Consider the following 22,251-nt stretch of genomic DNA (forward strand, 5'->3'; position numbering starts at 1 on the left):
ATAGGCGCAATACGGCAACTTTGCGCCATCTGTCTACATCAAGCGCGATGAATTGCAAAATCCTTGCGGCGAAACAATGACGCAAACGGAATGGCGGCCCGCGTTGAAATAATAAAGCCGGCGATGAAGCCGGCTTTATCTAATCTTTATAGCGATCAGAATGTTGCGTTCTGAACGTTGCCGAGGTTGACATCGCCCAGCGTACGGAAGGTCAGGCGAGCGCCGACGGACCAGTCACTTGCGGCCTGCGCAGTCGAATCCTTCTTGTTCAGGAACGAGACGGTGAAGATGGTGCATTCGTCCTCATATGAGACGCCGACACCCTGACGGGTGAAATCACCGCTGTTGATGTCATAGCTGACCGTTCCGAAGACCGACCAGTATTCCTTGAACTTGACCTGTGCGCGCGACTGAATTTCGTCCTGATTGCTGGTGAAGCCATATTGCGGCTGAGCGGCGATATGGGTGTAGATCAACGACGTCTGGAATATATCATTCGAGAAGCCGACCGATGTGTCGCCACGACGGAAGGCAAAGTCCTTTTCGTCGAAGCGATAGGACGTCGCGAGCGAGATGCCCTGCGGCGTCGTCAAGCCGAACATCGTGACATAGTCGGATCGAGTGGTTTCAAGGCCAGAATCCGACCCTACACCGGCAAGATCGGTGGTCGCGAAGGAGTTGCGGCCGCCAAGCTGATAGGACTGGCCGAAGATGTGCTGCAACTTGTAGCCGTTGTCGAAGCTGCCTGTGTAGCGCCAACCCACGTTTGCTCGCGTGCCACCTTCGACGCGGTCGAAACCGGAGAACTTGTCACGATCGAACAGATTGGTCGCATCGAAAACGAAGCTCTGCGCATCCTCGTTCGGCAATCGGCCGGCAAGTTGCTCGTCGGGCCGCACATAAATCTGTGCGATCGGTTCGAACACATGCGTGCTGTTGCTCGTAGTAATGAGGAACGGATATTTCGCCTCGAGACCCGCGGTGACCATACCGCGCGTCGCATAGTCGTTGTTGTCGTAGTTGCCGGAATAAGTGCCGGCCCCCGGTGCATTCATATCGAGGCCGTAGACGTCGCCTCGAGCGGCAGCCAACGGCGTCAGCACCAGACCTTGATCGGTGGTGAAGGTACGCTGCCACTGCAGCTCAGTGCTCAGACGCGTATAGTTTCCGGAAAGACCGAGATAGCGGTCGTTCAGGCTGGAATCGCCAAGAGCAGTGGTGGCGTCGAGCACGGAGGTCTTGTCACGCGATAGGTGCGTGAAATTCATCGTCGCTGACAGCTCGCCGCCCAAAACCGATTTCGGATCGACATAGTGATAGTCGATGCTTGGATAGACATATGCCTGCTGTTTCTCGGCAATGCTGCTGTCATCCGCGTTTTGCACATTGTAGTAGAAGGCGCGCATATCGAAATAGTTGCGCTTTCCGAGGCCGGTCAGGTAGGCTTGGTTCGTGTGCGTGCTCTGGTTGACACCTTCCAGGCCATAGGTGCGCGAGAAGTTGTTGTCGCTCTGCAGCATCACGTCCCAGCCGAAGGTCCAGCGTGGATTGATCCTGAAGTCCGCCTTGGACGAGACCATCCCGCGTAAGTCATGCTCGGCATCGCTAGAGCCGGCATTGAACTTGCTGGAATTCATCTGGTCGATGCCTGCGACGCGCAGAACATGCGTACCGTTCTCTAAACGCTGGCGGAACTCGCCTTCGAGCAGCAGGCCCTGGTTGGTGAAGCCGGTGGCAGTCACCGTCGCATCCATGCTGGGCGATATGACGTAGTAGTAAGGGACCTTCAGGCCAACGCCGAGGCGCTGCGAGATGCTCGCCGACGGAAACAGGAAGCCGGATTTGCGCTTTACCGTATTGTCGGGAACTTCGATCCACGGGATGTAGGCGATCGGCTGACCGAACAGCTCGAAGCGGGCATGCTCGAGACGCACGGTATGCGTGACGCCGTTCTGGACGACGCGCTGTGCCTTGACCTGCCACAGCGGAGCGCGGCCCTGCTCGGAGCAGGCCATGCAGGCGGTGTAAACGCCCTTCGACAGAATCATCTGCGTGCCGCCGACCCGCTCGCCCTTTTCGGCGGCAAGACGGGTATTGTCCGGCATTTCGATGCGCAGGGCGTTCACAAAGCCATCGGAAAAACTGTCGGTGACATCCATCTTGTCACCGTACATGCGATTGCCGTCCGGAGTGATCAGCTCGACATTGCCGAGAGCCATCATCCGACCGGATTTCTGATTGTATTCAACCTTCTGGGCGACCATTCTGTAGCCGCCATAGTTGATCTGAACGGCACCGGTGGCGGTGACGATCTGTGCGTCCTTATTATAGGTCAGTTCGTTGGACGAGAGGACGAGTTTGGAGCCCTCCGGCACGTTGACCTTAATGGGAGAGGTCACAGCGCCAGTACCGCCATTGTTGTTGGCCTGGGCGTACACGACGACTGGGCTCATAATATATGCGCATGCGGCCGTGCCCGTAACAAGGGCAGCCACAATCTTCCTGATACTCTTGCGGTTGCCTGCCGCCACTAGCCGTCCTCCTGATGAAGCAGGATCGTTGCTCCGAATGCCAATGCGACGATCACGGGTATCCATGCCGCCACGAAGGGAGGAACCACTCCGCTGCTCCCGAATGCCTTTACAAGCACGGTGACAACATAAAGCACGAAGCCGGAGAGGATTCCACCTAGAATCACGGAGCGCGATTGGTTGAATCTACTGAATTTTAGAGACACAGTTGCTGCGATCAGCGTCATTGCCACCAGAAGGAAAGGCTGTGACAGCAGCGAGTGAAATTGCGTTTCGAGTGCATTGGTCGAGATGCCGAACGAGCGTGCGACCTTTATTCGATTAGAAAGATCATAAAAAGCAATGGTTTCCGGCTGCGCCAGGCGCTGGGAGACAAAATCCTGTTTCAGATTCGTACGGACCTGTACCGAACTCTTATGCTCCGGCATTTCACCGGGTCGCCGTTCGACGACACCGTTAAGAAGCCAGTAACCATCTTGCAATTTTGCCGACTCCGCATCCTGGCGGAGAACGATATTTCCCTGTGAATCGAAGTGGATAAAGACGACGCCCATCAGCGTCGTTCCATTGTCGAGAATGGCCTTGGCGCCGATGATCGTATCGTCCTTGCCGCTGGATTGACGCAGCCACGGAACCGAAAGCTTGTTGTGATAGGAAGGATCGCCGCGCAGATCCGCTTCCATCGTTTCTGCCTGGCGCTGGCCCCATGCGGCGACCGGGTTGAGGGCGAGCATGGTCGCCAGTCCCACGCAAAAGGCGCCCACAATGAACGGCGTCATGAATTGCCAGACGGAAATGCCGGCTGCGCGCGCGATGACAAGTTCGCGGCGGCGATTGAGCGCGATCAGCACCGTCATGCCGACGAAAAGTGCAATGAACGGCACCGTCTGCTGCAAAATGAACGGCAGCCTGACGGCCGTCATCACCAGACCGAGCGAAACCGTATAGCCGGGGAGCCCTGAAAGCCGGCCGGCGTTCTCGCTGAAATCGACGAGATAGACAATCGAGACAACGCCCAGGAAAAACCAGAGCGTCGTTATGATGTAACGACTGAAGAAATAGCGCCCAAGCGTGCTGAAAATCATGCACCGCTCCCGTTCGGTCCGCCCGGCGCCGTCGGCAGGCGGTCCTGGATTCTCTGCCGCCAGCTGCTGAGACGGTTCCGGATCGTTAGCGGCACCGTCATTTTGCGATTACGCAACAGCAGTGCGATGGCGACAGCAGCCGAAATGATGTTGATCGCGTAGAGAACGCCGACGAACTTGGGATTGCTGTCGATCTGGTTTGCGGCATAGAAATCGGCCCAGCGCAGCGCGAAGGCGATCGTCAACGCCGACACCATCGGATGCAGCCGCGCTTCGCGATGCGAGCGCGCATCCCCGGCAATCACCAGAGAGATCAGCGCAAATATGGCGGGCAAGGCCCATTCATTGAGGCGACGATGCAGTTCCGATCGATAATTGCCTGGCCGCGCTTTGACGTCCGGATCATTCGGATCCGGATTGAACAGGAAGGCGAGGCTGCGGTCGCTGGCGCGCAGGGTCGCCTGGCCGCGGCTCTGAGTCATGTCGGAAAGATCGAAGGAATAGGAATCGAATTTGATGACCGAAACGCTGCCGTCAGCCGTCTTGCGATGAACTTCGCCGTCCCTCATCAGCAGGGACGTGCCGCTCTGATCGACCGCGCCTTCCTTCGCATAATAGATCAGGTCGAAGGCAGGGTCGCGGGAATCCACGACGAACAATCCCTTGAGGATACGCCCTGACAGGCGCTGCGAGATCTGAACGTAAAGCCCGTCTTCGATACGCCGGAAATTCTTCTCTTCGATAACAGTCGAAAGAAGGTCGGCATAGGCTTCCGCCACCATTTGGCGGGCAACGACGCGAGCCTTGGGTTCGACCACATTGTCGACGAAGAACGAGAATGCGCTGATCGCGATGGCGAGAATCATGATCGGGCGGATGATGATGCTGCGCTTGGCACCCGCCGCTTCCATGACCGTCAGCTCGGAATCGCTGTTCATTTGCGTCAGCGTCTGCGTGATGCCGATAACCAGAGCGAAGGGCAGAACGATTGGAATGATGGTCGGCAGAATGAGGGTCGCGAGCTTCGCGAACGAGCCCATCGACTGGCCGCTGTCGGTCACGAGATTGATGCGCTGCAGGACCTGCGTGGTCCAAATAATGGCAAGCACCGGCAGCAGGGCCACCAGGAACATCATACCGGCACGCCGTACGATATATATCTCGAATAACTTCATGCCGGCCCTTAAACGCAACACTCGCCGGGCAAGCCGACAGAGATTCATCCTCCTCTACGCTGTTTGCGTTTTTTTGGCGACAACCAACTCGCAAAAAAATCGTTAATTTTCCGAGATTCTTCTGTTGTGTGTCGTTTGAGATAATGCCAGCAGCGCGGCGAATACGACGACCGAAGACAGCCAGCCGAGGACGGCGTCGGAGAGGTAGTGCGCGCCAAACGCCACTCTAAGCGCCGGAATCAGCAGGGAAACGGCGGTAATCGGCAGAGCCACGGTGAGACGCAGTGGCTGCGGTATGATGAAGATCAGGCAAAACAGCCAACCCGCAGACGCAGCCTCGCCCGAGATGAAGGAACAGTTGCTGACACATTTGCCGGCAAACGATCCCGCGTGCACGAAATCGAGCGTGCCGCCGAACAGATCCGTTTGCCGCGGCCGCGGACGGCCCGAGAAGGCCTTTAGCCAGAGATTGACGATCAGCACCGGCCCGATCAGCAAGGAGCCGAGCGCGACCTTGAGATTGCGGGCTCTGAGCGTGTTGAAGGTCGCCCCGTGATGCTGCCAGCATCGAAGCAGCATCCACACCAGCACGGCGGCGACGACGTAGGGAATCTGGAAGAATATCTCCCGGAGCAGCTTCATGCTCGGATCGTCGCTGTATGGGAAATTGCCGCAGATCTGATCGGGTTTCGCAAGGGCAAGGCACTGCTGCGGCAGGAAAAACATGTTTGCGACAGCGAGGTCGATCTGTGGGAAAAGCGCAAATAGGCCAAGCAGCGCCCACCAGAGGCAGAAGAGGGTGATGAAAGCATCGCCGGCGGTGCGCGGGCGCAGAATTCCGGAAAAGGGATGTCCGCGGTTCGAGCTGTTGAAGTTTACGATCAAGATGGCTTTCCGGAAAAGATAAGGCCACTGGGCGGCGGCGAAACGGCGTGGCTTTGGTGTGGCCGCGCTGAATGATCGGAATTTGAAGTCGTCAAAATCGCTTGTCAAGGGAATGCTTCGCCAATCGCTTGTATTCCCTAGCGAAACCTTGAATGATGATTGCAGCAAGTACTCTTTATTACCATGCGTGATTATCGGAGCAGAAATGTCTGTGAAATTCGAGATTTCCTTCGCCAAGTCGGCTCGCCTCAGCGGTGGTCTGGCTATCCTCCTGAAAGGCACGGACGGGGACCTGCCGGCGGGCGCCGAGAGCGCCGATCCGGCCAATGTTTTCGCCAGAGCCGCGCCCGTATCGGGCTTCAAGGGCAAGGCGCTGAGCAGTCTGGATATCATCACTCCCGAAGCTGCGCCCGTTGATCGGATCATCGTCATCGGTGCCGGCAAGGCGAAGGATCTGAGCGCTCATGACTGGCTGAAGCTCGGCGGCGGCGCGGCTGGAAAGGTCCGCAATGTCGAAAAGGTTGCCATCTTCCTCGACGCGCCGGGCATCGAGGTCGAAGCCAAGCAGGCTGCCGATTTTGCCCTGGGCATGCTGCTGCGTGCCTATAGCTTCGATACCTACAAGACGAAGAAGGTGGAGGATGACGAGAAGAGCGGCGCCCGCAAGGCCGTGAAGGTCACGATCGTCACCCAGCATGCGACTTCCGCCAAGAAGCTCTTTACAGCGTCCGAAGCCATTGCCGGCGGCGTGATCCTTGCGCGTGACCTCGTCAACGAACCGCCGAACGTGCTCGGCCCGGTCGAGTTCGCCGCTAAGGCCAAGGAGTTGGAGAAGCTTGGCGTCGAAGTCGAAATTCTGACGGAGCGCGAAATGCGCCGGCTCGGCATGGGTGCGCTGCTCGGCGTGGCGCAGGGCTCAGCCCGCCCGCCGCGTCTGGTAATCATGCAATGGAAGGGCGGCAAGGCCAAGGACAGGCCGGTCGCCTTCGTCGGCAAGGGCGTCGTATTCGACACTGGCGGCATCTCCATCAAGCCGGCCGCCGGCATGGAGGACATGAAGGGCGACATGGGTGGGGCCGCCGCCGTTACCGGCCTGATGCACGCGCTCGCCGCGCGCGAGGCCAAGGTCAACGCCATCGGCGTCATTGGCCTCGTCGAGAACATGCCTGACGGCAATGCCCAGCGCCCGGGCGATATCGTTACCTCCATGTCCGGCCAGACGATCGAGATCATCAACACGGATGCCGAAGGCCGGCTCGTGCTCTGCGATGCGCTCTGGTACACGAATGACCGCTTCAAGCCGCAATTCATGATCAACCTGGCGACCCTGACCGGCGCCATCCTGGTCGCCCTCGGCAACCTGCAGGCAGGCCTCTTCTGCAACGACGACAAGCTGGCGAACGAATTGACGGCGGCCGGGCTTATCACCGACGAGCGCCTGTGGCGGATGCCGCTCGGCAAGGACTACGACAAAATGATCGACAGCAAGTTTGCCGACATGAAGAATACCGGCGGCCGCCACGCCGGCTCGATCACCGCCGCGCAGTTCCTGAAGCGCTTTGTTGGTGAAACGGCATGGGCGCATCTCGATATTGCCGGCACCGCCATGGGCTCTATTCAGGATGAGATCAACCAGTCCTGGGGCTCCGGTTTCGGCGTGCGCCTGCTCGACGAGCTGGTCCGCGCCAACTACGAATCGTGACCAGCCGGGTTTTGTGAGATAGAGGAGGCGGCATGACAGACGTTCTCTTCTATCACCTGACCGAATCGAAGCTCGAAGACGCCCTGCCACCGCTGATCGACAAGAGCGTCGAGCGCGGCTGGCAGGTCGCCGTGCAGATGCGGGAGCCGGCGCGGCGCGATCTTCTCGATACCTATCTCTGGACCTATCGTGAGGACAGTTTCCTGCCGCATGGCACCGATGAAGGCGAGATGGCGGAGCGGCAGCCCGTATTGCTGACGGTCTCTCCCGACAACATAAATGACGCCACCGTGAGGTTTTTCATCGATGGCGCCGAGGCGACGGATGTCGGGGCTTACCAGCGTGTCGTGCTGATGTTCGACGGCTATGATCAGGAGCAACTGGAAAGCGCCCGCGCCCAATGGAAGCGCCTGAAAGGCGAGGGGCATACTCTCACCTATTGGCAGCAGACGCAGGACGGTCGCTGGGAGAAGAAGGCTTAACGCTTCTCCCGCTTTGCCGGGTAGGCAAGTCTAAAGCATGTGGCGCAAAAGTGTTTCGCGGTTTTGCGGTAACGACATGCAAAAGATCAAAGGCCTAAAGCGCAAGAAGCGAATCTGAGGGATCGCGATGCGCTTTAGTCGCCTTCCGAAAGGATCTTCTGGATAAAATCCTTCTTCGCCGCCGTATAGGCTGCGCGATCATTGGCATACTTTGCCGCCAGCTCGACCTTCAGCGCCTCATAGGCATGAGCCAGTTCCGGTTCCTTGCGCAACCGGTCGCGAAAGATCAGGAAGTTGCGCCAGGTCGGGCCGTCGTATTCGACCACATGCACCAGGTGCGTGCGGGTGTTCCCTTCGATGTCACGGCCAAAAATATGATCGTCGGGAACGATATTGCTGCCGGCGTAGACGTAGCCGATGGATGCCATCGGTTCGACGCAGGCGAGGCCGTCGTCGAAGAGTCGAACACCCACCGCAATGTCGATGATCGGCTTCGCTTTGATCTCCGGAATGGAGGTGCTGCCGAAATGCTGGATATCGACGACAAGGTCGCCAAGAGCGCCGCGAATGGCGGCTTCCTCCAGCAAATAGGCTTCATGCCAGCTTTGATTTGGCTCGGCGAGCTTGACAGATTTGTTGCCGACGCCGAGCCCGAAGGATTGTTCATGTTCCGATGCCATAGGCATCATCTCCGATGAGGACGATGTGCTACGCTAGCACGTTGCGGATCGAATTGTCTTCACCGGGAAATGCCTATCAATCGTAAAAAGCTTCGACGAATTTGCGCTTGCCGAGCATGAAGGCATCCGCGACGTGCCGCAATGGCGAAACATCGACATCCGAAGTGCCGGCTTTGACGATCTCGGCGAAACGGCGGTAGAGCGAAGGATATTCGGCTTCCAGCGCGGAGAAGGTCGGTTCGCCGTTGACCGAAAGCTTGGAGCCGCCCTCGGCAAGAACCATCTGGCCAGCATCCGTCTCGGCGACGATGTCCCAGCTCTGCTTGCCGGTCTGGCGCCAGTCGAATTCGGCATGGACGGGAAGGCCCGCTCCGCTCTTGAAGTGAAGGTCGGCGGCGATCGGCGAGTCGCGGTTCTCCGGAAATTCCAAGGTCGCGCCGGTCAGGAAGAGCGGCGGCAGGATATGGGTGACGATCGACAGCGCGTTGATGCCGGGATCGAAGACGCCAAGGCCGCCGGCCTGCCAGATCCATTCCTGGTTCGGATGCCAATGGCGGACATCTTCCTTCCAGATCACATGGGCGCTGCGGATGGTCGTGCCGGCAAGGAAAGCCTTGGCAGCTTCCACTGCGGGCGCATAGCGCGAATGCCAGCTTGCAAAGAGAGAAACACCCTTTGCCTTTGCGAGATTTTCAAGATCCGCCACTTCGCTCAAGGTCGCGCCCGGCGGCTTTTCCAGGAAAACATGCTTGCCGGCCGAGAGTGCCTTATAGGCCGCTTCGTAACGATATTGCGGCGGCATGCAGAGCGAGACCGCGTCGATTGCTGGCACGGCATCGAGCATGGCTTCGATGGTCGTGAAAGACGGAATGCCTTCGACCGTACCATGGCGGCTTGCCGTGGCGGTCAGCTCGAAATCCGGATTATTCGCGATAGACGGAAGATGCTGATCACGGACGATCTTGCCGACGCCGACAATAGCGAGCTTGATGGGGGACATGGGTGTCTCTCGATTAGTATGATTATTGATCCGATCTTTATCAGAATAGCGCCGATGGGCAAGGGCGGTTCATCGCAAATGCGGTCGCGCACTCCGCATCGAAGCCCGACATCATCTGTGCCTCTTCGACTGGAGCACCTTTTCGGCGACAAATTGCAGAGAGTGAGCGGCCGTCCCCGCGTTCGAGACGACGATGCATGGGCAGCGGGAGCGAGGTGCCGTGGATGACGGTAACGTCTGTGCCCAAAACAAAATATGGCCTTGGAGGTAACCATGCTTCCGAGGCTGTATCTCTCATGCAGTCTTGAGGCGGTGATCCGCCTCAACGCACCATTGTGGTTTCGGCCTGGGCGACAAGACTGGATGCTGGGGTCGGCTTGCTCTTGTATTTCAACGTAACGACCTTGTAGCCTTCTTTTTCGAGACGGCTCAGGAGAACAGGCAGCATCCTGACCGTGCGCTGGTGGATATCGTGCATCAGAACGATACCGCGACCGCGCTGATGGAGTTGCTTCATGGTTCGATCCACCACCGCAGCAGGCGTCGAGCTGAAATAATCCTTGCTGTCGATATCCACATCCATGACGATCATGTCGCGGGCGGCGATAGCGTTGCGCAAGCGCTTGGAGTCGGCCAGATAGGGAAAGCGGAAAAAGGGCACGTCCGTGCCGATCGCCTTGGTCACGGCGTCCTTGCCGCGGGCGATCTCGGTCATGGCTGCGTCGAAGGTCATCTTGTCGAGATCGGGATGGCGGAAGGTATGGCTGCCGATCGCGTCGCCATGCGCGAGAACCTCGCGCGCGGTTGCCGGATGGGCTTGCGCCATTTCCCCGACCATCATGAAGGCAGCCTTGACGCCGAACTTGTCGAGCGCGGCGAGAATGCGGTCCGTCTTGCCGGGGGCAGGGCCATCATCGAAGGTCAGGATGATTTCCTTGTCGGCAAGCCTGATGTCCTTGAGCGAAGCGACTTCCAGCGTTCGGCCGGCGAGGCTGTGAGGGCCGTTCATGCTTTCCAGCTCGCGCGTCTCCAGATCGGCGACGAGCCATTTCTTCGGCTCCATATCGACGGGATCGTTGGCTTTCAGCGGCTTGTGCCGCGGCTCCTCGGCCGCATAGCCGGTCTTGAGCGATGCGTCGGTGGCCGGCTTCGACGCGCAGCCTCCCAAGGCCAGGGACACGGCTAGGCCAGCCAGTAAAACACGGTAGTTCATGGGAATCGCTCAACACTCAATGTCAATGAAGGTTGAGCGCACTTTCCGTAATTATGGTTAATGATCGGTTAGGATCTGTCTCGGAACCGCTGAGAATTCACTGAGATCAACCGGCCATCGCGCTTTCATATTCCGATGAAAGCTCCAGCCATTGTTCCTCCGCAGTGGCGAGCTTTTCAGCCGCGTCAGAGCGCTGCTTTGCCTTCTCCGCAGCCTTGGCGGGCGCCTTCTCGTAAAGGGCGGGATCCGCAAGTTCCGCATCAAGCGCCTGAATCAGTTTTTCAAGCTTGCCGGTCAAGGATTCGATTTCGTTGATCTTTTTCTTGAGCGGCGCCAGCGAGGCGCGGCGGTCGGCATTGAGCTTGCGCTGATCCGCCTTGGAAACGGAATCGTCGCTGCCGTTCGCCTTGGCCTTGTCGTCCCTCGGCTTCGGGCTTGCAACGACGAGGCTGCGATAGTCTTCGAGGTCGCCGTCGAAGTTCGAAACCGTGCCGTCGCGCACCAGCCACAGCCGGTCGACCGTCGCCTCGATCAGATGGCGGTCGTGCGAAATGAGAATGACGGCGCCGGGATAGTCGTTCAGCGCCTGGATCAGCGCGTTGCGGCTGTCGATATCCAGATGGTTCGTCGGTTCGTCGAGGATCAGCAGGTTCGGTGCGTCGAAGGCGGCAAGGCCCATCAGCAGGCGAGCCTTCTCGCCACCGGAGAGATCCTTGACCTGCGTGTCCATCTTCTCTGTCGCCAGCCCCATCTGCGCGACGCGGGCGCGCACCTTCGCTTCCGGAGTTTCGGGCATGCGGCGGCGCACATGCTCGACGGCCGTCTGGTTTGGCACGAGGTCATCGAGCTGATGCTGGGCGAAGAAGCCGATCTTCAGGCTCGGCGCCAGCTTCACATCGCCGCTCTCGGCATCGAGCCGGCCGGAGATGAATTTCGCGAAGGTTGATTTACCGTTGCCGTTCGAGCCGAGCAGGGCAATGCGGTCATCGGCATCGATGCGTAGGTTCAGGCGCTTCAGGATCGGCTTTTCAGGCTCATAGCCGACGGCACCGCCGCTGACTGCGATGATGGGTGAGGCAGGCTGCTTCTCGGGTTCCGGAAAGCTGAAGCCCATCACATGATCTTCGATGACGGCGGCAACAGTCCCCATCCGTTCCAATGCCTTGACGCGCGATTGCGCCTGTCGCGCCTTCGTTGCCTTGGCTTTGAAACGGTCGATGAAGCTCTGCAGATGCTTGCGTGCAGCGTCGTTCTTCGCTTTGGCTTTCGTCTGCAGTTCGTCGGCCTCGGCCTTCTGCCGCTCGAATTGATCGTAGGAGCCACGATAGAAGGTGAGCTTCTTCTGGTCGAGATGGACGATGGAATTGACCGCCGTGTTCAGGAGGTCGCGGTCGTGCGAGATGATGATGACCGTATGCGGGTAGCGGCGGATGTAATCCTCCAGCCACAGCGTGCCTTCAAGGTCGAGATAGTTCGTCGGTTCGTCGAGCAGCAGCAGATCCGGCTCGGAAAACAAGACGGCTGCGAGCGCCACGCGCATGCGCCAGCCGCCCGAGAATGAGGAGGCCGGGCGCTTCTGCGCCTCGTGGTCGAAGCCGAGGCCGGCAAGGATGCTGGCGGCGCGCGCTTCGGCCGAATGGGCGCCGATATCGGCCAGCCGGGTCTGGATATCGGCGATGCGATGCGGGTCGGTCGCCGTTTCGGCTTCCACGAGCAGCGCCGCACGTTCCTTGTCGGCTGCCAGCACGATATCGATCAGCGGCTCCTCGGTGCCGGGCGCTTCCTGCGCGACCTGGCCGATGCGGGCGTTGCGCGGGATCGAGACCGAGCCGCTTTCGGCAGCGAAATCGCCGGTGATGATCCTGAACAGCGTGGATTTGCCGGCACCATTCTTGCCGACAAGGCCGGCCTTCGTGCCCGCCGGAAGCGTCACGCTGGCATGGTCGATGAGAAGGCGGCCGGCAATGCGGGCGGAAAGGTCTGAAATCGAAATCATGGCGCGGTTTTGGCCGAACTCGGCGCCGAAGGCAAGAGTCGAAAGCGTTCAGGCGTTCGTGCTGCGCGCCGGCTTTTGCGGCTTCGCGCAGGTCTTGAGCCTCTCCGTCAGCTCCGTCTCATAGAGCATCAGATTGCTGAGGGATGCGTTGAGGTTGTCGAGAGTAGCGCTGACCTTTGGCGATCTTTCGACCTCGCGGGCGAAATGCTGCTTCTTCATCAGCCCTTTGGCCAGTTGATCCGCAACTTCGCGCAGCATTTCCGCCGCGTCGCTTTCGGATTTCCGCGCCACCAGTCCGCAATGGCTGACGAGGCGATGTTTCAGGCCGATCTCGTCGAGCCCGCTTTGCGGGGGAAGGGAGCCGAGTGCCTCGATCTCTTCGGCAAGACCTCTGTCCTGTCCGTAAAGCGCCTCATGAAAGAGCTGGTAGTTGCGCGGCAGGTTTTTCACCTTCAGCTGCGTCATGAAGCGGCCGATGATCTCGAGCTCGGTTTCCGTTTCATCGCCGTCGATGGAATATGCCGAAACGCCTGTCTGCGAGTTCTTCATGCCTGCTCATGACCGTGATCTGATATATCTCGTCAATCTGCAGGCCCCCAGGTTAAGGGAACATGAACAAAACGGCCTATTCACGCTGCATCGCAACAAAATGAGGCATGTGATCAACGCTTGAGCGAAGAGGCGAAATGTAAGCTCGCCTCTGGCTTACATCCAGTGCCGTCCTTCGCTGCGCAGGAAGTGGAGGAGGTCAAGGACCAGCGAAGGTTTGCCCATGGATGTCAAGATCATGTGGCATTGACCACGGTGGTGGGTGTGGTGGTTGAACATATGTGATACCGCCACATGGAGGGGAACGGTAATGGCGCCCGGTCGCAGGATCGAGGTATAGGTGATGTCGGCGGCGAGAGCATCGGCATCGAGCGTTTCCACCCAGGCGATGATGTTTCGATCCTCTGCCTCGCGCGCTGCGTGAAGCCCTTCGAGATCGTAATGCAGGACGACATCAAGTGATGCCGGCACTTCGCCGGCGCCGTTGAAACGGTGCATCCACAACCGGTCCGCTATCAGCAGATGGTTCAGCGTTCCGTGGAGCGAACCGAAGAAGGCGCCGCGGTTTTCGTTAAATTCGGCATCGCTGAGATCAGCTGCCGCGTTGTAGACCTGAACATTGGCCCAGCGATTGTAATCGGCGAGCATCCTGAAATGTTTGAGCATATGGCTTCTCCTCCATGGTGTGACGATGTTGTCGCCAAGTTTGCCAATAAACCTTCGCAGCGGTACTGGGCCCATCGCGAATCGGCCGCTCCGACTGTGACAGCGGCGTGAAATTGGGCGATCCCCCTTGTTTTCGGGCTTTGAGGCAGGTAAACACCGCCCACTTTTCTCTGATTACAAGGAACGGACCCATGGCGATTGAACGTACTTTCTCGATGATTAAGCCGGATGCGACGAAGCGCAACCTGACTGGCGCCATCACCAAGGTTTTTGAAGACAACGGCCTGCGCGTCATCGCCTCCAAGCGCGTCTGGATGAGCAAGCGCGAAGCCGAAGGCTTCTACGCCGTTCACAAGGAACGTCCGTTCTTCGGCGAGCTCGTTGAAGGCATGACCTCCGGCCCGACCATCGTTCAGGTCCTGGAAGGCGAAAACGCCATCCTGAAGAACCGCGAAATCATGGGCGCCACCAACCCGGCCAATGCTGACGAAGGCACGATCCGCAAGACCTTCGCCCTGTCGATCGGCGAAAACTCCGTTCACGGCTCGGATGCTCCGGAAACGGCTGCCGTCGAAATCGCCTACTGGTTCTCCGAAACGGAAATCGTCGGCTGAATCGGCCTCTCAGCACTCGCGCTGAACGACTTGAATTGACGCAGAGAAAGCCGGGATCGCATCCCGGCTTTTTTCATGCCGGGCAAGCGGTATCGTGCCCGTAATCGACGCTGCCGTCACTCTTGAAGACATCGGGATTGGCGGTGTAGACCGGGCCGACGACGAGCGGCTTTGTCGGCAGCACGGTCTGGTCGAGATCGGATTTGACTTCGGTCTTGAGCGTCTGGATGGTCTTATCGCTCGCATCCACCAGCTTGATCGAAACGGAATAGGGGCGGTCCTTGCGCACGCAGTGCAGATCGGGGCTTTCCAGGGTGATCTTGTCCCAAAAGGAATAGATCTTCTGGTGGACGACAAGCGGATCGCCGCCTGCCGGATTTTCGAATTCCGCAACCGCCGTCGTGCCTTCGGGGATCGGGGCGATCTTCTTTAGGGTGATCATGTAGGTCGCGCTCGCCACGCGGTAATTGAACACGAAGATGCGTCCGGTGAGCTCAGTCGGACCTTGATCGTCCTTCCTCTGGCAGCCGGCCAGCGCTAGGCCGGCGACTATTCCTGCGCCGATCGTCGTCAGCATGATCCTTCGCATCGTCATGGTGCAGTCTCCTCCTTCTTGCGCCGGTAGTGCCGGCTGGCCTTGGCGCGGTTGCCGCAGACCGCCATATCGCACCAGGCGCGGCTTTTGTTCTTGCTGCGGTCGATGAAGAGCCAGCCGCAGTTGCGGCATATTTTCATTCGTTCGGGATCGGGCATGGCGATGAGCCGCAGCGTCGAATGCACCGTCGCGGCATCGAGCCCATCGGCTGCGGCGCGCTTCAGGACCTTCGCCAATGCGGCAAGCAGATCGGCAAGCAGCAGCTCTGCGGCCTCGCCCAGAACGCGCGCCCGGAAGTAACGGTCGATCGTCTCGCGCATCGTGATGAAGTCGGCCCTGTTTTCCCGCTGCACCGGCAGGATATCGCCGAAAAGCGCCCGCTCGGCGCAGAAATTGGCGGCCGCTTTCGGAAAGCTGTCCATTTGTCCTGTTGCCGCGAAACGATCGGTCCGGCGCTCGTCGTCGTGGCGCAGGATCACGCTGTTAGCGACATCGAGCGCCAGTGCGCCTCCGGAAAAACGATGCGGGGTCCAGGAAAAGCTCATGACCAAAATTATAACTGGTAAAATTGATTTTGCCAGTTACTATTTACACGTTCCTCGGAGGGGCGGATGGCCTATCTTCTGCAGCAATTGGCGAATGCCGTTCCACTCGCCGCGCTCTATGCGGCACTGGCCTTTGGCTATTCCATCGCGTTCGGGGTGATGAAGCGGGCCGACATCACCTATGGCGCGCTCTTCGCCTTCGCCGGCCAAATGCTCGTACTCTTCACCGATGTCGGCTACACGAGAATGTATCTGATCCTGCCGGCCGCCTTCACCTTCGGCGCGGTTGTCGCCGTCGGCTATACGCTGGGTACGAGCTTCCTCGTCGGCCGCGCGATCATGTTGCCTTTGTCGCGCAAGTCGCCGAATACCGTCATCGTCGCCGCGCTCGGCATGATGATCATCCTGATGGAGACGGCGCGCTTGGCTTCGAATACGCGCAGCATCTGGTTGCCGCCATTCCTGAACGAAGCGATCGTCTTCTGGGATAGCGGCGATTTCCGGGTAACGCTGACCGAAATCCAGCTGCTCAATACAGCGCTGATGATCCTCGTTATCCTTGCAGGCGCCTATGTCCTTAGATGCACCGGCTGGGGGCGCATCTGGCGGGCGGTGACCGATGACGCATTCGCCGCCGAACTCTGCGGCACGAGCGCTAACCGTGTCTTCCTGCTGGCCTATGTCGCTTCCGCGCTGGTTGCGACCATCTGCGGGCTGCTGGCCACGTCCTACTACGGAACGATGGATTTCGGGGCAGGGCTGATGTTCGGGCTCAAGGTGCTGATGGTCGCAGCGGTCGGTGGTTATTCCGACCCCTTGAAGTCGGCGGGCGGGGCAGCGCTCCTTGGCCTCTCCGAGACCATGTGGGGCGCTTACGGCCCGTTCCTGTGGCGCGACTTCGTCATATTCTCGCTGCTCGTGCTCTTGCTGGTGCTAAGCCGGCGCGAAAGGGTTGTGCCCTGAAGCCTATTTGTCGCCGGCCCATTTGGCGCGCGCCGCATCGTCGGCATCCCTAGCCGAAACCCAGCCGCCTTGCGCACCGTCGCTGCCATGTTCTTTTTTCCAGAAGGGAGCGGAGGTTTTCAGGAAATCCATGACGAAATTGGCGCCGTCGAAGGCGGCCTGCCGATGCGACGCCGCGGCAATGACGAGCACGATGTTCTCGCCGGGCGCAATCTTGCCGTAGCGATGGATGGCCGACAGGCCGAGAAGCTCGAAGCGCTCGATCGCGAGATTGGCGATGCGGGCGATCTCCGCCTCCGCCATGCCGGGATAGTGTTCGAGCTCAAGGGCGCCCAGCGTGCCGCCTTCGTCGCGGCAGAGCCCCGAGAAAGTAACGACCGCGCCGATGTCATGCCGGCCGTCGGTCAGCCGGTCGATCTCCACCTGAAGATCGAAATCCTCGCGTTGAACGCGGACAAGCGGCTGTACGCTCATCAGCTCACCCCCCGGTCATCGGAGGGAAGAGCCCGATCTCCCGCGCTCCGGCGACAGGCTCGTCGTGATCGGCATGTTCCATGTTGATGGCCACGCGGATCGCCTCGGGGAATTGAAGCGCTGCCTCGTATTCCTCTCCCAAACTCTTCAAATGACTCAGAAGATCGCCGACGGTCACGACATCGGCGGGAAGGGAAATCTCCTCTTCCGTTTTGCCGATCCGCTCACGCACCCAGGCGAAATAGACGAGCTTGGTCATTATTCTTCATCCACGACATGCTTCAGCCCGGCGCGGAAATAATCGTAGCCGGTGTAGATGGTCAGCAGCGCCGCGATCCAGAGCAGGCCGATGCCCATCTCCGTCGTATAGGGTAGCACCTTGTCGCCCGCCGGCCCAGCCAGAAGGAAGGCGATAGCCACGAGCTGGGCGGTCGTCTTCCATTTCGCGATGCGCGTCACGGGAACGCTGACCTTTAGGGCCGCCAGATATTCGCGCAAGCCCGAGACCAGGATTTCGCGGCAGAGGATGATGATGGCGGCCCAGAGCGACCAGCCGGCAATGGTGCCGTCGGCGGCGACCAAAAGCAGGATCGCAGAGACCAGCAGCTTGTCGGCGATCGGATCGAGCATGCGTCCGATATTCGAGGTCTGGTTCCAGATGCGCGCGAGGTAGCCATCGAGGAAATCGGTAAGCGAGGCGATGACGAAGATCCAGAGTGCGACCCAGCGCGCGAAATCGGAACCTTCCAGCTTGCCCTCGATGAAAAAGCACAGAACGATCAGGGGTACGCAGAGAATGCGGCCGTAGGTGAGCAGGTTAGGAATGCTGTAAGCGCGCGAAGCCATAGAAATCATTTCGTTTCGGTTGTCCCGACCGAGCCCGATGAGCCATTGTTACGTCTCATCCCGGTCGCGTCACTTGATTGCGTGTGACCCCAAAAACCGCTTCGCACTTTTTGGGGTCACACTTAGATGATGGTTTGACTAGCTTATGGTCAACATTGTTTCTGTTTTTTCACCGCTATTGCGTGGAATTTGCGACCGGGATTTTCTATTTCGCGGCGTCTTCATGAAAATGGTTATAGACCTGCCGAGCCACACCCTCCGATATGCCTTCCACGGCCATCAGATCGGAGAGCGCGGCGCGCGAGACGGCCTTGGCGGTGCCGAAATGCTGCAGCAATGCCCGCTTGCGCGAAGGGCCGATGCCGCCGATCTCGTCGAGCGGGTTCTTCACCATCTCCTTCTTGCGCCGGGCGCGATGGGAGCCGATGGCAAAGCGGTGGGCTTCGTCGCGCATGCGCTGGATGAAATAGAGTACCGGATCGCGCGGCGGCAGCGTGAAGCTTTCGCGCGAAGGAGCGAAGAAGCGCTCGCGCCCGGCGTCACGGTCGACACCCTTGGCGACGCCGATGGCGATAACGCTGTCGGTGATTCCCAGTTCCTCGAGAATGGCGCGCACGGCCGTCATCTGCCCCTGGCCGCCGTCGATGAGGATGATATCGGGCCAAGCCGGGAAGGGCTGATCGACCGCATTGGTGCCGGAAGCCTCCGCAGCCGCGCTTCGGTCGGGCTTGCCTTCTTCCTTCAGCAGGCGGGAGAAGCGGCGCGTCATGACCTCGCGCATCATGCCGAAGTCGTCGCCCGGCGTGATGTCGGTCGATTTGATGTTGAACTTGCGATACTGGCCTTTGACGAAGCCTTCCGGCCCGGCCACAACCATGCCGCCGACGGCATTCGTACCCATTATGTGGGAGTTGTCGTAGATCTCGATGCGCTGCGGCACGTAGGGAAGCTGGAATGTTTCCTTGAACCCTTCGAGCAGCCGCGATTGCGAAGCCGTCTCCGCAAGCTTGCGGCCATGTGCCTCGCGGGCATTGGCAACGACATGATCGACCAGATCGCGCTTTTCGCCGCGCTGCGGCACGAGGATCGCGACCTTGTGGCCGGCCTTTTCGCTGAAAGCGGCGGCCAAAAGCTCGATTTCCTCGACCGTTTCCGACAGCAGGATCTGCCGCGGCACCGGCTTGTCGTCATAGAACTGCGCCAGGAAGGCATTCAGCACTTCGGCGCCCGAGAGAGACGGATCGGCTTTCGGGAAATAGGCGCGGTTGCCCCAGTTCTGGCCTGTGCGGAAGAAGAAGACCTGAATGCAGGAGATGCCGCCCTCGTGATGGATGGCGAAGACATCGGCTTCCTCGACGCCGGCAGGATTGATGCCCTGGTGGCTCTGCACATGCGACAGTGCCGCCAGCCGGTCGCGAAAGACGGCGGCGCGCTCGAAATCGAGATCCTCGGCGGCAGCATTCATCGCCTCGGCCATATGAGCCTTGACGTTCTGGCTCTTGCCGGAAAGGAAGTCCTTAGCCTCCTGCACCAGTTCCGCATAGCCTGCATCGCTGATCTCATGCGTGCAGGGCCCGGAACAGCGCTTGATCTGGTAGAGCAGACAGGGCCGGGTGCGCGTCTCAAAGACGCTGTCGGCGCAGGTGCGGATCAGGAAGGCGCGCTGCAACGAATTGATGGTGCGACCGACGGCGCCCGCCGACGCGAAGGGGCCGAAATAATCGCCCTTGCGGGCGCGGGCGCCTCGATGCTTGAAAATGGCCGGCGCGCGCTGATCGCCTGTGATCAGAATGTAAGGAAACGACTTGTCATCGCGCAGCAGCACATTGAAGCGTGGCCGCAAGCGCTTGATCAGATTCGCTTCCAACAGCAGCGCTTCTGTCTCCGTGCGCGTGGTCACGAACTCCATATTGGCGGTTTCGCGGACCATGCGGGCGATGCGGTTGGAATGTACCCGGCCCATCGCATAATTGGCGACGCGCTTCTTCAGGTTCCGCGCCTTGCCGACATAAAGTACGTCGCCGGCTTCGTTGAACATGCGATAGACGCCGGGATTGTTCGGCAGCCGCTTGACGAATTCGGCGATCAGCTCCGCGCCGCGAAGTCCGGTCTCGTTCTTGCCGCCTTCGTTCCAGTCGACGGGCGTGACAGGGGCGGCGGCGGCATCGCCCTCCACTTCGATGTCGTCTTCGATATCCTCTGATTCGTCGTAGAGAATGCCGCCGTCGGGCAGCTTTCGTCCATTCATTCCGCACTCTCCGCCACATCAGGCGTTTCCCAGGCAAGATGCTGGCCGCCGTCGAGCGCTATCATTTGGCCCGTGATCGAGGGCGTGTCAAAAAGAAAGCGGACGGTGCGGCCGAATTCTTCGAGCCCCGGCGCCGCCTTCAATATGAGGCCGTCGATCTGCGCTTGAAAGTCCTCTTCCGTCTGCCGCACGCTGCGCACGGTTGGGCCGGGACCGATCGCATTGACACGGATGCGGGGAGCGAAGCTCTGCGCCATCGTCTGCGTAGCCGCCCAGAGTGCGGCTTTTGACAAGGTATAGGAATAGAAGCGCGGAGTGAGCGCCCAGACCCGCTGGTCGATGATATTGACGATCAGCCCCAAATGGGGCTCGGGAAGCTGCCGCACGAAATCGGCAGCCAGAATCGACGGCGCGCGGACATGCACCGCGAAATGCGCCTCGAAGGCTTCGGCGTCGAAGCGGTCGGCAGAATCGCCGAGGAAGGCCGAGGCATTATTGACCAGCAGATCAAGCGGGCCGAGCGCCTCGGTGACCTTTTCGACAAGGGTTGATGTCTCGCCCAAATTTTGCAGATCGGCCTTGATCGCAATCGCCTTTTTGCCCTTTTGCTGCAATTTCGCCACAATTTCTGCAGCCTCGTCGAAGGAGTTGTTGGCGTGCAGGGCCACGACGAAGCCATTCGCCGACAAATCCTCGGCGATGGCCCGGCCTATTCTTTTGGACGCGCCCGTTATCAATGCGGCGCGTAGTTTTTCCTGGCTCAAGAGATCGCCTTTTGCTCATCGTTACCCAATCGATGATCATATAGGGCGTGGATACACCATATGAAAAGATGCTTCTGCAAGTGGCGTTCTTGAGATCACATATGTAAAACTTAAAGTATATTTAGATTAAAATAAGTATACACGCTTTAACCATTGGTTATGGTTAATAATTCATATGTTGCGGTGAAGCAACATCGAAATTCAGCCATGTCTGTGCCACAATGAAATCATATTTTGGCTCTTCCAATTCCTCATTTGCCATTCAATTTCAACCTCGATCCGGGAGGGATGTGTTTTTTAATTGCTCGTGACGCTTCGAAGTCAAAGACAGTAAACGAAGCTCACGGGACTGAAAGGAGAAAAGTATGCGTACTCTCGTAACGACCCTCATGGTCTCCGCTTTCGCCCTCGGCGGTTTCACTGCAGCTCACGCTGCCGATGCAGTTGAGCAGATTCCGCAGCCGCCCGTCGCCCAGGAAGCAGCTCCGGCCGTCAACAACTGGTCCGGCTTCTACATCGGTGGCGAAGGCGACTGGAACAAAGGTCACTTCAACCGCACCGGCAATAGCTACGCCTTCGGCGGTGGTGCCTTCACCGGCTACAACTGGCAGCAGGGCCAGATCGTATACGGTGTTGAAGCTGACCTCGGTTACGCTGACTCCGAAACGAGCCGTAACGGCCTGACCGCCAAGAACGGCGTCAACGGCTCGGTTCGCGGCCGCATCGGTTACGACTTCAACCCGTTCATGCTGTACGGCACGGCCGGTCTGGCAATCGGCCAGAACAAGCTCGAAGACGCTACTTCGTCTGAAAGCAAGACGGCTGTTGGCTACACGGTCGGTGCAGGTGCTGAAACCTTCATCACCAACAACATCACGGCTCGTCTCGAGTACCGTTACACCGACTACGGCAAGAAGACCTTCAACCTCGACTCGGGCAGCTTCTCGCGCGGCTTCGACGAGCAGAGCGTCAAGGTCGGTATCGGCGTCAAGTTCTGATCATCTGCAGGCACAGACCAAATACAAAAGGCCCTGCCGATCGGCGGGGCCCAGATTGCTGACAAACCCCTGGCCTTGGCTGGGGGTTTATGATTCACTGGGACATGTTGAAGAAACCCGCTCCCGAACAGACGGCTCTCGAGATGGTGACGCTCGACAGTCTGGTGCCCCGGGATCACCTGCTTCGCAAGATCGACGCGGTGATCGACTTCTCGTTCATCCATGATCGCGTCGCCGGCC

The 22,251-nt window shown here is 59.2% G+C and carries 22 protein-coding genes; 5 read left to right on the plus strand and 17 right to left on the minus strand.

The window, feature by feature from the left end; translation table 11 throughout:
• Nucleotides 1-155 precede the first annotated feature (155 nt).
• The 4 genes from QD409_RS19165 to QD409_RS19180 form a co-directional block, all read right to left on the minus strand.
• Nucleotides 156-2,531 (minus strand): LPS-assembly protein LptD, encoded by a 2,376-nt coding sequence (locus tag QD409_RS19165; RefSeq protein ID WP_092851596.1) that lies wholly within the window; start codon nucleotides 2,529-2,531, stop codon nucleotides 156-158.
• Nucleotides 2,531-3,616 carry an LPS export ABC transporter permease LptG gene (gene lptG, locus QD409_RS19170; protein ID WP_430763364.1) on the minus strand — a complete coding sequence of 362 codons (1,086 nt, stop codon included), beginning with the start codon at nucleotides 3,614-3,616 and terminating at the stop codon, nucleotides 2,531-2,533. The genes QD409_RS19165 and lptG overlap by 1 nt, the downstream gene beginning before the upstream one ends.
• Nucleotides 3,613-4,791: an LptF/LptG family permease gene (locus QD409_RS19175; RefSeq protein WP_430763365.1), complete on the minus strand. Its 1,179-nt coding sequence runs from the start codon at nucleotides 4,789-4,791 to the stop codon at nucleotides 3,613-3,615. The genes lptG and QD409_RS19175 overlap by 4 nt, the downstream gene beginning before the upstream one ends.
• Nucleotides 4,792-4,893: 102 nt before the next feature.
• The gene (locus tag QD409_RS19180; protein ID WP_430763366.1) at nucleotides 4,894-5,676 is read right to left on the minus strand and encodes a phosphatase PAP2 family protein; all 783 of its coding nucleotides are present in this window, start codon (nucleotides 5,674-5,676) and stop codon (nucleotides 4,894-4,896) included.
• A 205-nt stretch (nucleotides 5,677-5,881) separates the two neighbouring features.
• On the opposite strand from QD409_RS19180, the gene QD409_RS19185 reads away from it, so the two are divergent.
• Both QD409_RS19185 and QD409_RS19190 read left to right on the plus strand, forming a co-directional pair.
• Nucleotides 5,882-7,378, plus strand: coding sequence for a leucyl aminopeptidase (locus tag QD409_RS19185; protein WP_430763367.1), 1,497 nt, complete (start codon nucleotides 5,882-5,884; stop codon nucleotides 7,376-7,378).
• Nucleotides 7,379-7,410: 32 nt separating this feature from the next.
• The gene (locus QD409_RS19190; RefSeq protein WP_430763368.1) at nucleotides 7,411-7,860 is read left to right on the plus strand and encodes a DNA polymerase III subunit chi; all 450 of its coding nucleotides are present in this window, start codon (nucleotides 7,411-7,413) and stop codon (nucleotides 7,858-7,860) included.
• Nucleotides 7,861-7,994: 134 nt separating this feature from the next.
• Here the strand turns inward: QD409_RS19190 and QD409_RS19195 are convergent, their stop codons facing one another.
• The 6 genes from QD409_RS19195 to QD409_RS19220 all read right to left on the minus strand — a co-directional run bounded on the left by QD409_RS19195 (nucleotide 7,995) and on the right by QD409_RS19220 (nucleotide 13,964).
• Complete coding sequence (locus tag QD409_RS19195; protein WP_430763369.1) at nucleotides 7,995-8,540, minus strand: GrpB family protein; 546 nt, start codon at nucleotides 8,538-8,540, stop codon at nucleotides 7,995-7,997.
• A gap of 76 nt (nucleotides 8,541-8,616) precedes the next feature.
• Nucleotides 8,617-9,540 (minus strand): Gfo/Idh/MocA family protein, encoded by a 924-nt coding sequence (locus QD409_RS19200; RefSeq protein WP_430763370.1) that lies wholly within the window; start codon nucleotides 9,538-9,540, stop codon nucleotides 8,617-8,619.
• 322 nt (nucleotides 9,541-9,862) lie between these two features.
• Nucleotides 9,863-10,753, minus strand: a complete 891-nt coding sequence (locus tag QD409_RS19205; RefSeq protein WP_092851622.1) for a polysaccharide deacetylase family protein — start codon at nucleotides 10,751-10,753, stop codon at nucleotides 9,863-9,865.
• A 106-nt stretch (nucleotides 10,754-10,859) separates the two neighbouring features.
• The gene (locus QD409_RS19210) at nucleotides 10,860-12,749 is read right to left on the minus strand and encodes an ABC-F family ATP-binding cassette domain-containing protein (protein WP_430763371.1); all 1,890 of its coding nucleotides are present in this window, start codon (nucleotides 12,747-12,749) and stop codon (nucleotides 10,860-10,862) included.
• A 48-nt stretch (nucleotides 12,750-12,797) separates the two neighbouring features.
• Entirely contained in the window at nucleotides 12,798-13,298 is a 501-nt protein-coding gene (locus QD409_RS19215; RefSeq protein ID WP_430763372.1) for a hypothetical protein, read from the minus strand.
• 156 nt (nucleotides 13,299-13,454) lie between these two features.
• Nucleotides 13,455-13,964 (minus strand): DinB family protein, encoded by a 510-nt coding sequence (locus QD409_RS19220; RefSeq protein ID WP_430763373.1) that lies wholly within the window; start codon nucleotides 13,962-13,964, stop codon nucleotides 13,455-13,457.
• A gap of 191 nt (nucleotides 13,965-14,155) precedes the next feature.
• On the opposite strand from QD409_RS19220, the gene ndk reads away from it, so the two are divergent.
• The gene (ndk, locus tag QD409_RS19225) at nucleotides 14,156-14,578 is read left to right on the plus strand and encodes a nucleoside-diphosphate kinase (protein WP_004122188.1); all 423 of its coding nucleotides are present in this window, start codon (nucleotides 14,156-14,158) and stop codon (nucleotides 14,576-14,578) included.
• A gap of 73 nt (nucleotides 14,579-14,651) precedes the next feature.
• Here the strand turns inward: ndk and QD409_RS19230 are convergent, their stop codons facing one another.
• Together QD409_RS19230 and QD409_RS19235 are read right to left on the minus strand one after the other, a co-directional pair.
• A complete protein-coding gene (locus tag QD409_RS19230; protein ID WP_430763374.1) occupies nucleotides 14,652-15,173 on the minus strand; it encodes a hypothetical protein in 522 nt (173 codons plus the stop codon).
• Nucleotides 15,170-15,718 carry a CGNR zinc finger domain-containing protein gene (locus QD409_RS19235; protein WP_092856736.1) on the minus strand — a complete coding sequence of 183 codons (549 nt, stop codon included), beginning with the start codon at nucleotides 15,716-15,718 and terminating at the stop codon, nucleotides 15,170-15,172. The genes QD409_RS19230 and QD409_RS19235 overlap by 4 nt, the downstream gene beginning before the upstream one ends.
• Nucleotides 15,719-15,784: 66 nt before the next feature.
• On the opposite strand from QD409_RS19235, the gene QD409_RS19240 reads away from it, so the two are divergent.
• A complete protein-coding gene (locus QD409_RS19240; RefSeq protein WP_430763375.1) occupies nucleotides 15,785-16,681 on the plus strand; it encodes a branched-chain amino acid ABC transporter permease in 897 nt (298 codons plus the stop codon).
• Between the two features lie 3 nt (nucleotides 16,682-16,684).
• On the opposite strand, the gene QD409_RS19245 is transcribed toward QD409_RS19240, so the two are convergent.
• The 5 genes from QD409_RS19245 to QD409_RS19265 all read right to left on the minus strand — a co-directional run bounded on the left by QD409_RS19245 (nucleotide 16,685) and on the right by QD409_RS19265 (nucleotide 21,013).
• The gene (locus QD409_RS19245) at nucleotides 16,685-17,155 is read right to left on the minus strand and encodes a molybdenum cofactor biosynthesis protein MoaE (RefSeq protein ID WP_092856742.1); all 471 of its coding nucleotides are present in this window, start codon (nucleotides 17,153-17,155) and stop codon (nucleotides 16,685-16,687) included.
• Between the two features lie 4 nt (nucleotides 17,156-17,159).
• On the minus strand, nucleotides 17,160-17,414 hold the full coding sequence (moaD, locus tag QD409_RS19250) for a molybdopterin converting factor subunit 1 (protein WP_092856745.1): 255 nt from the start codon (nucleotides 17,412-17,414) through the stop codon (nucleotides 17,160-17,162).
• The gene (pgsA, locus tag QD409_RS19255; protein ID WP_004122205.1) at nucleotides 17,414-18,001 is read right to left on the minus strand and encodes a CDP-diacylglycerol--glycerol-3-phosphate 3-phosphatidyltransferase; all 588 of its coding nucleotides are present in this window, start codon (nucleotides 17,999-18,001) and stop codon (nucleotides 17,414-17,416) included. Before pgsA ends, moaD begins: the two co-directional genes overlap by 1 nt.
• 205 nt (nucleotides 18,002-18,206) lie before the next feature.
• Nucleotides 18,207-20,249: an excinuclease ABC subunit UvrC gene (gene uvrC, locus QD409_RS19260; protein ID WP_430763376.1), complete on the minus strand. Its 2,043-nt coding sequence runs from the start codon at nucleotides 20,247-20,249 to the stop codon at nucleotides 18,207-18,209.
• A complete protein-coding gene (locus QD409_RS19265) occupies nucleotides 20,246-21,013 on the minus strand; it encodes an SDR family oxidoreductase (protein ID WP_430763377.1) in 768 nt (255 codons plus the stop codon). Before QD409_RS19265 ends, uvrC begins: the two co-directional genes overlap by 4 nt.
• Nucleotides 21,014-21,378: 365 nt before the next feature.
• On the opposite strand from QD409_RS19265, the gene QD409_RS19270 reads away from it, so the two are divergent.
• Nucleotides 21,379-22,011, plus strand: coding sequence for an outer membrane protein (locus tag QD409_RS19270; protein WP_430763378.1), 633 nt, complete (start codon nucleotides 21,379-21,381; stop codon nucleotides 22,009-22,011).
• The last annotated feature ends 240 nt before the right edge of the window (nucleotides 22,012-22,251 follow it).

It is taken from the genome of Rhizobium sp. BR 315 (genome assembly GCF_050577975.1).
Lineage (GTDB): Bacteria > Pseudomonadota > Alphaproteobacteria > Rhizobiales > Rhizobiaceae > Rhizobium > Rhizobium miluonense.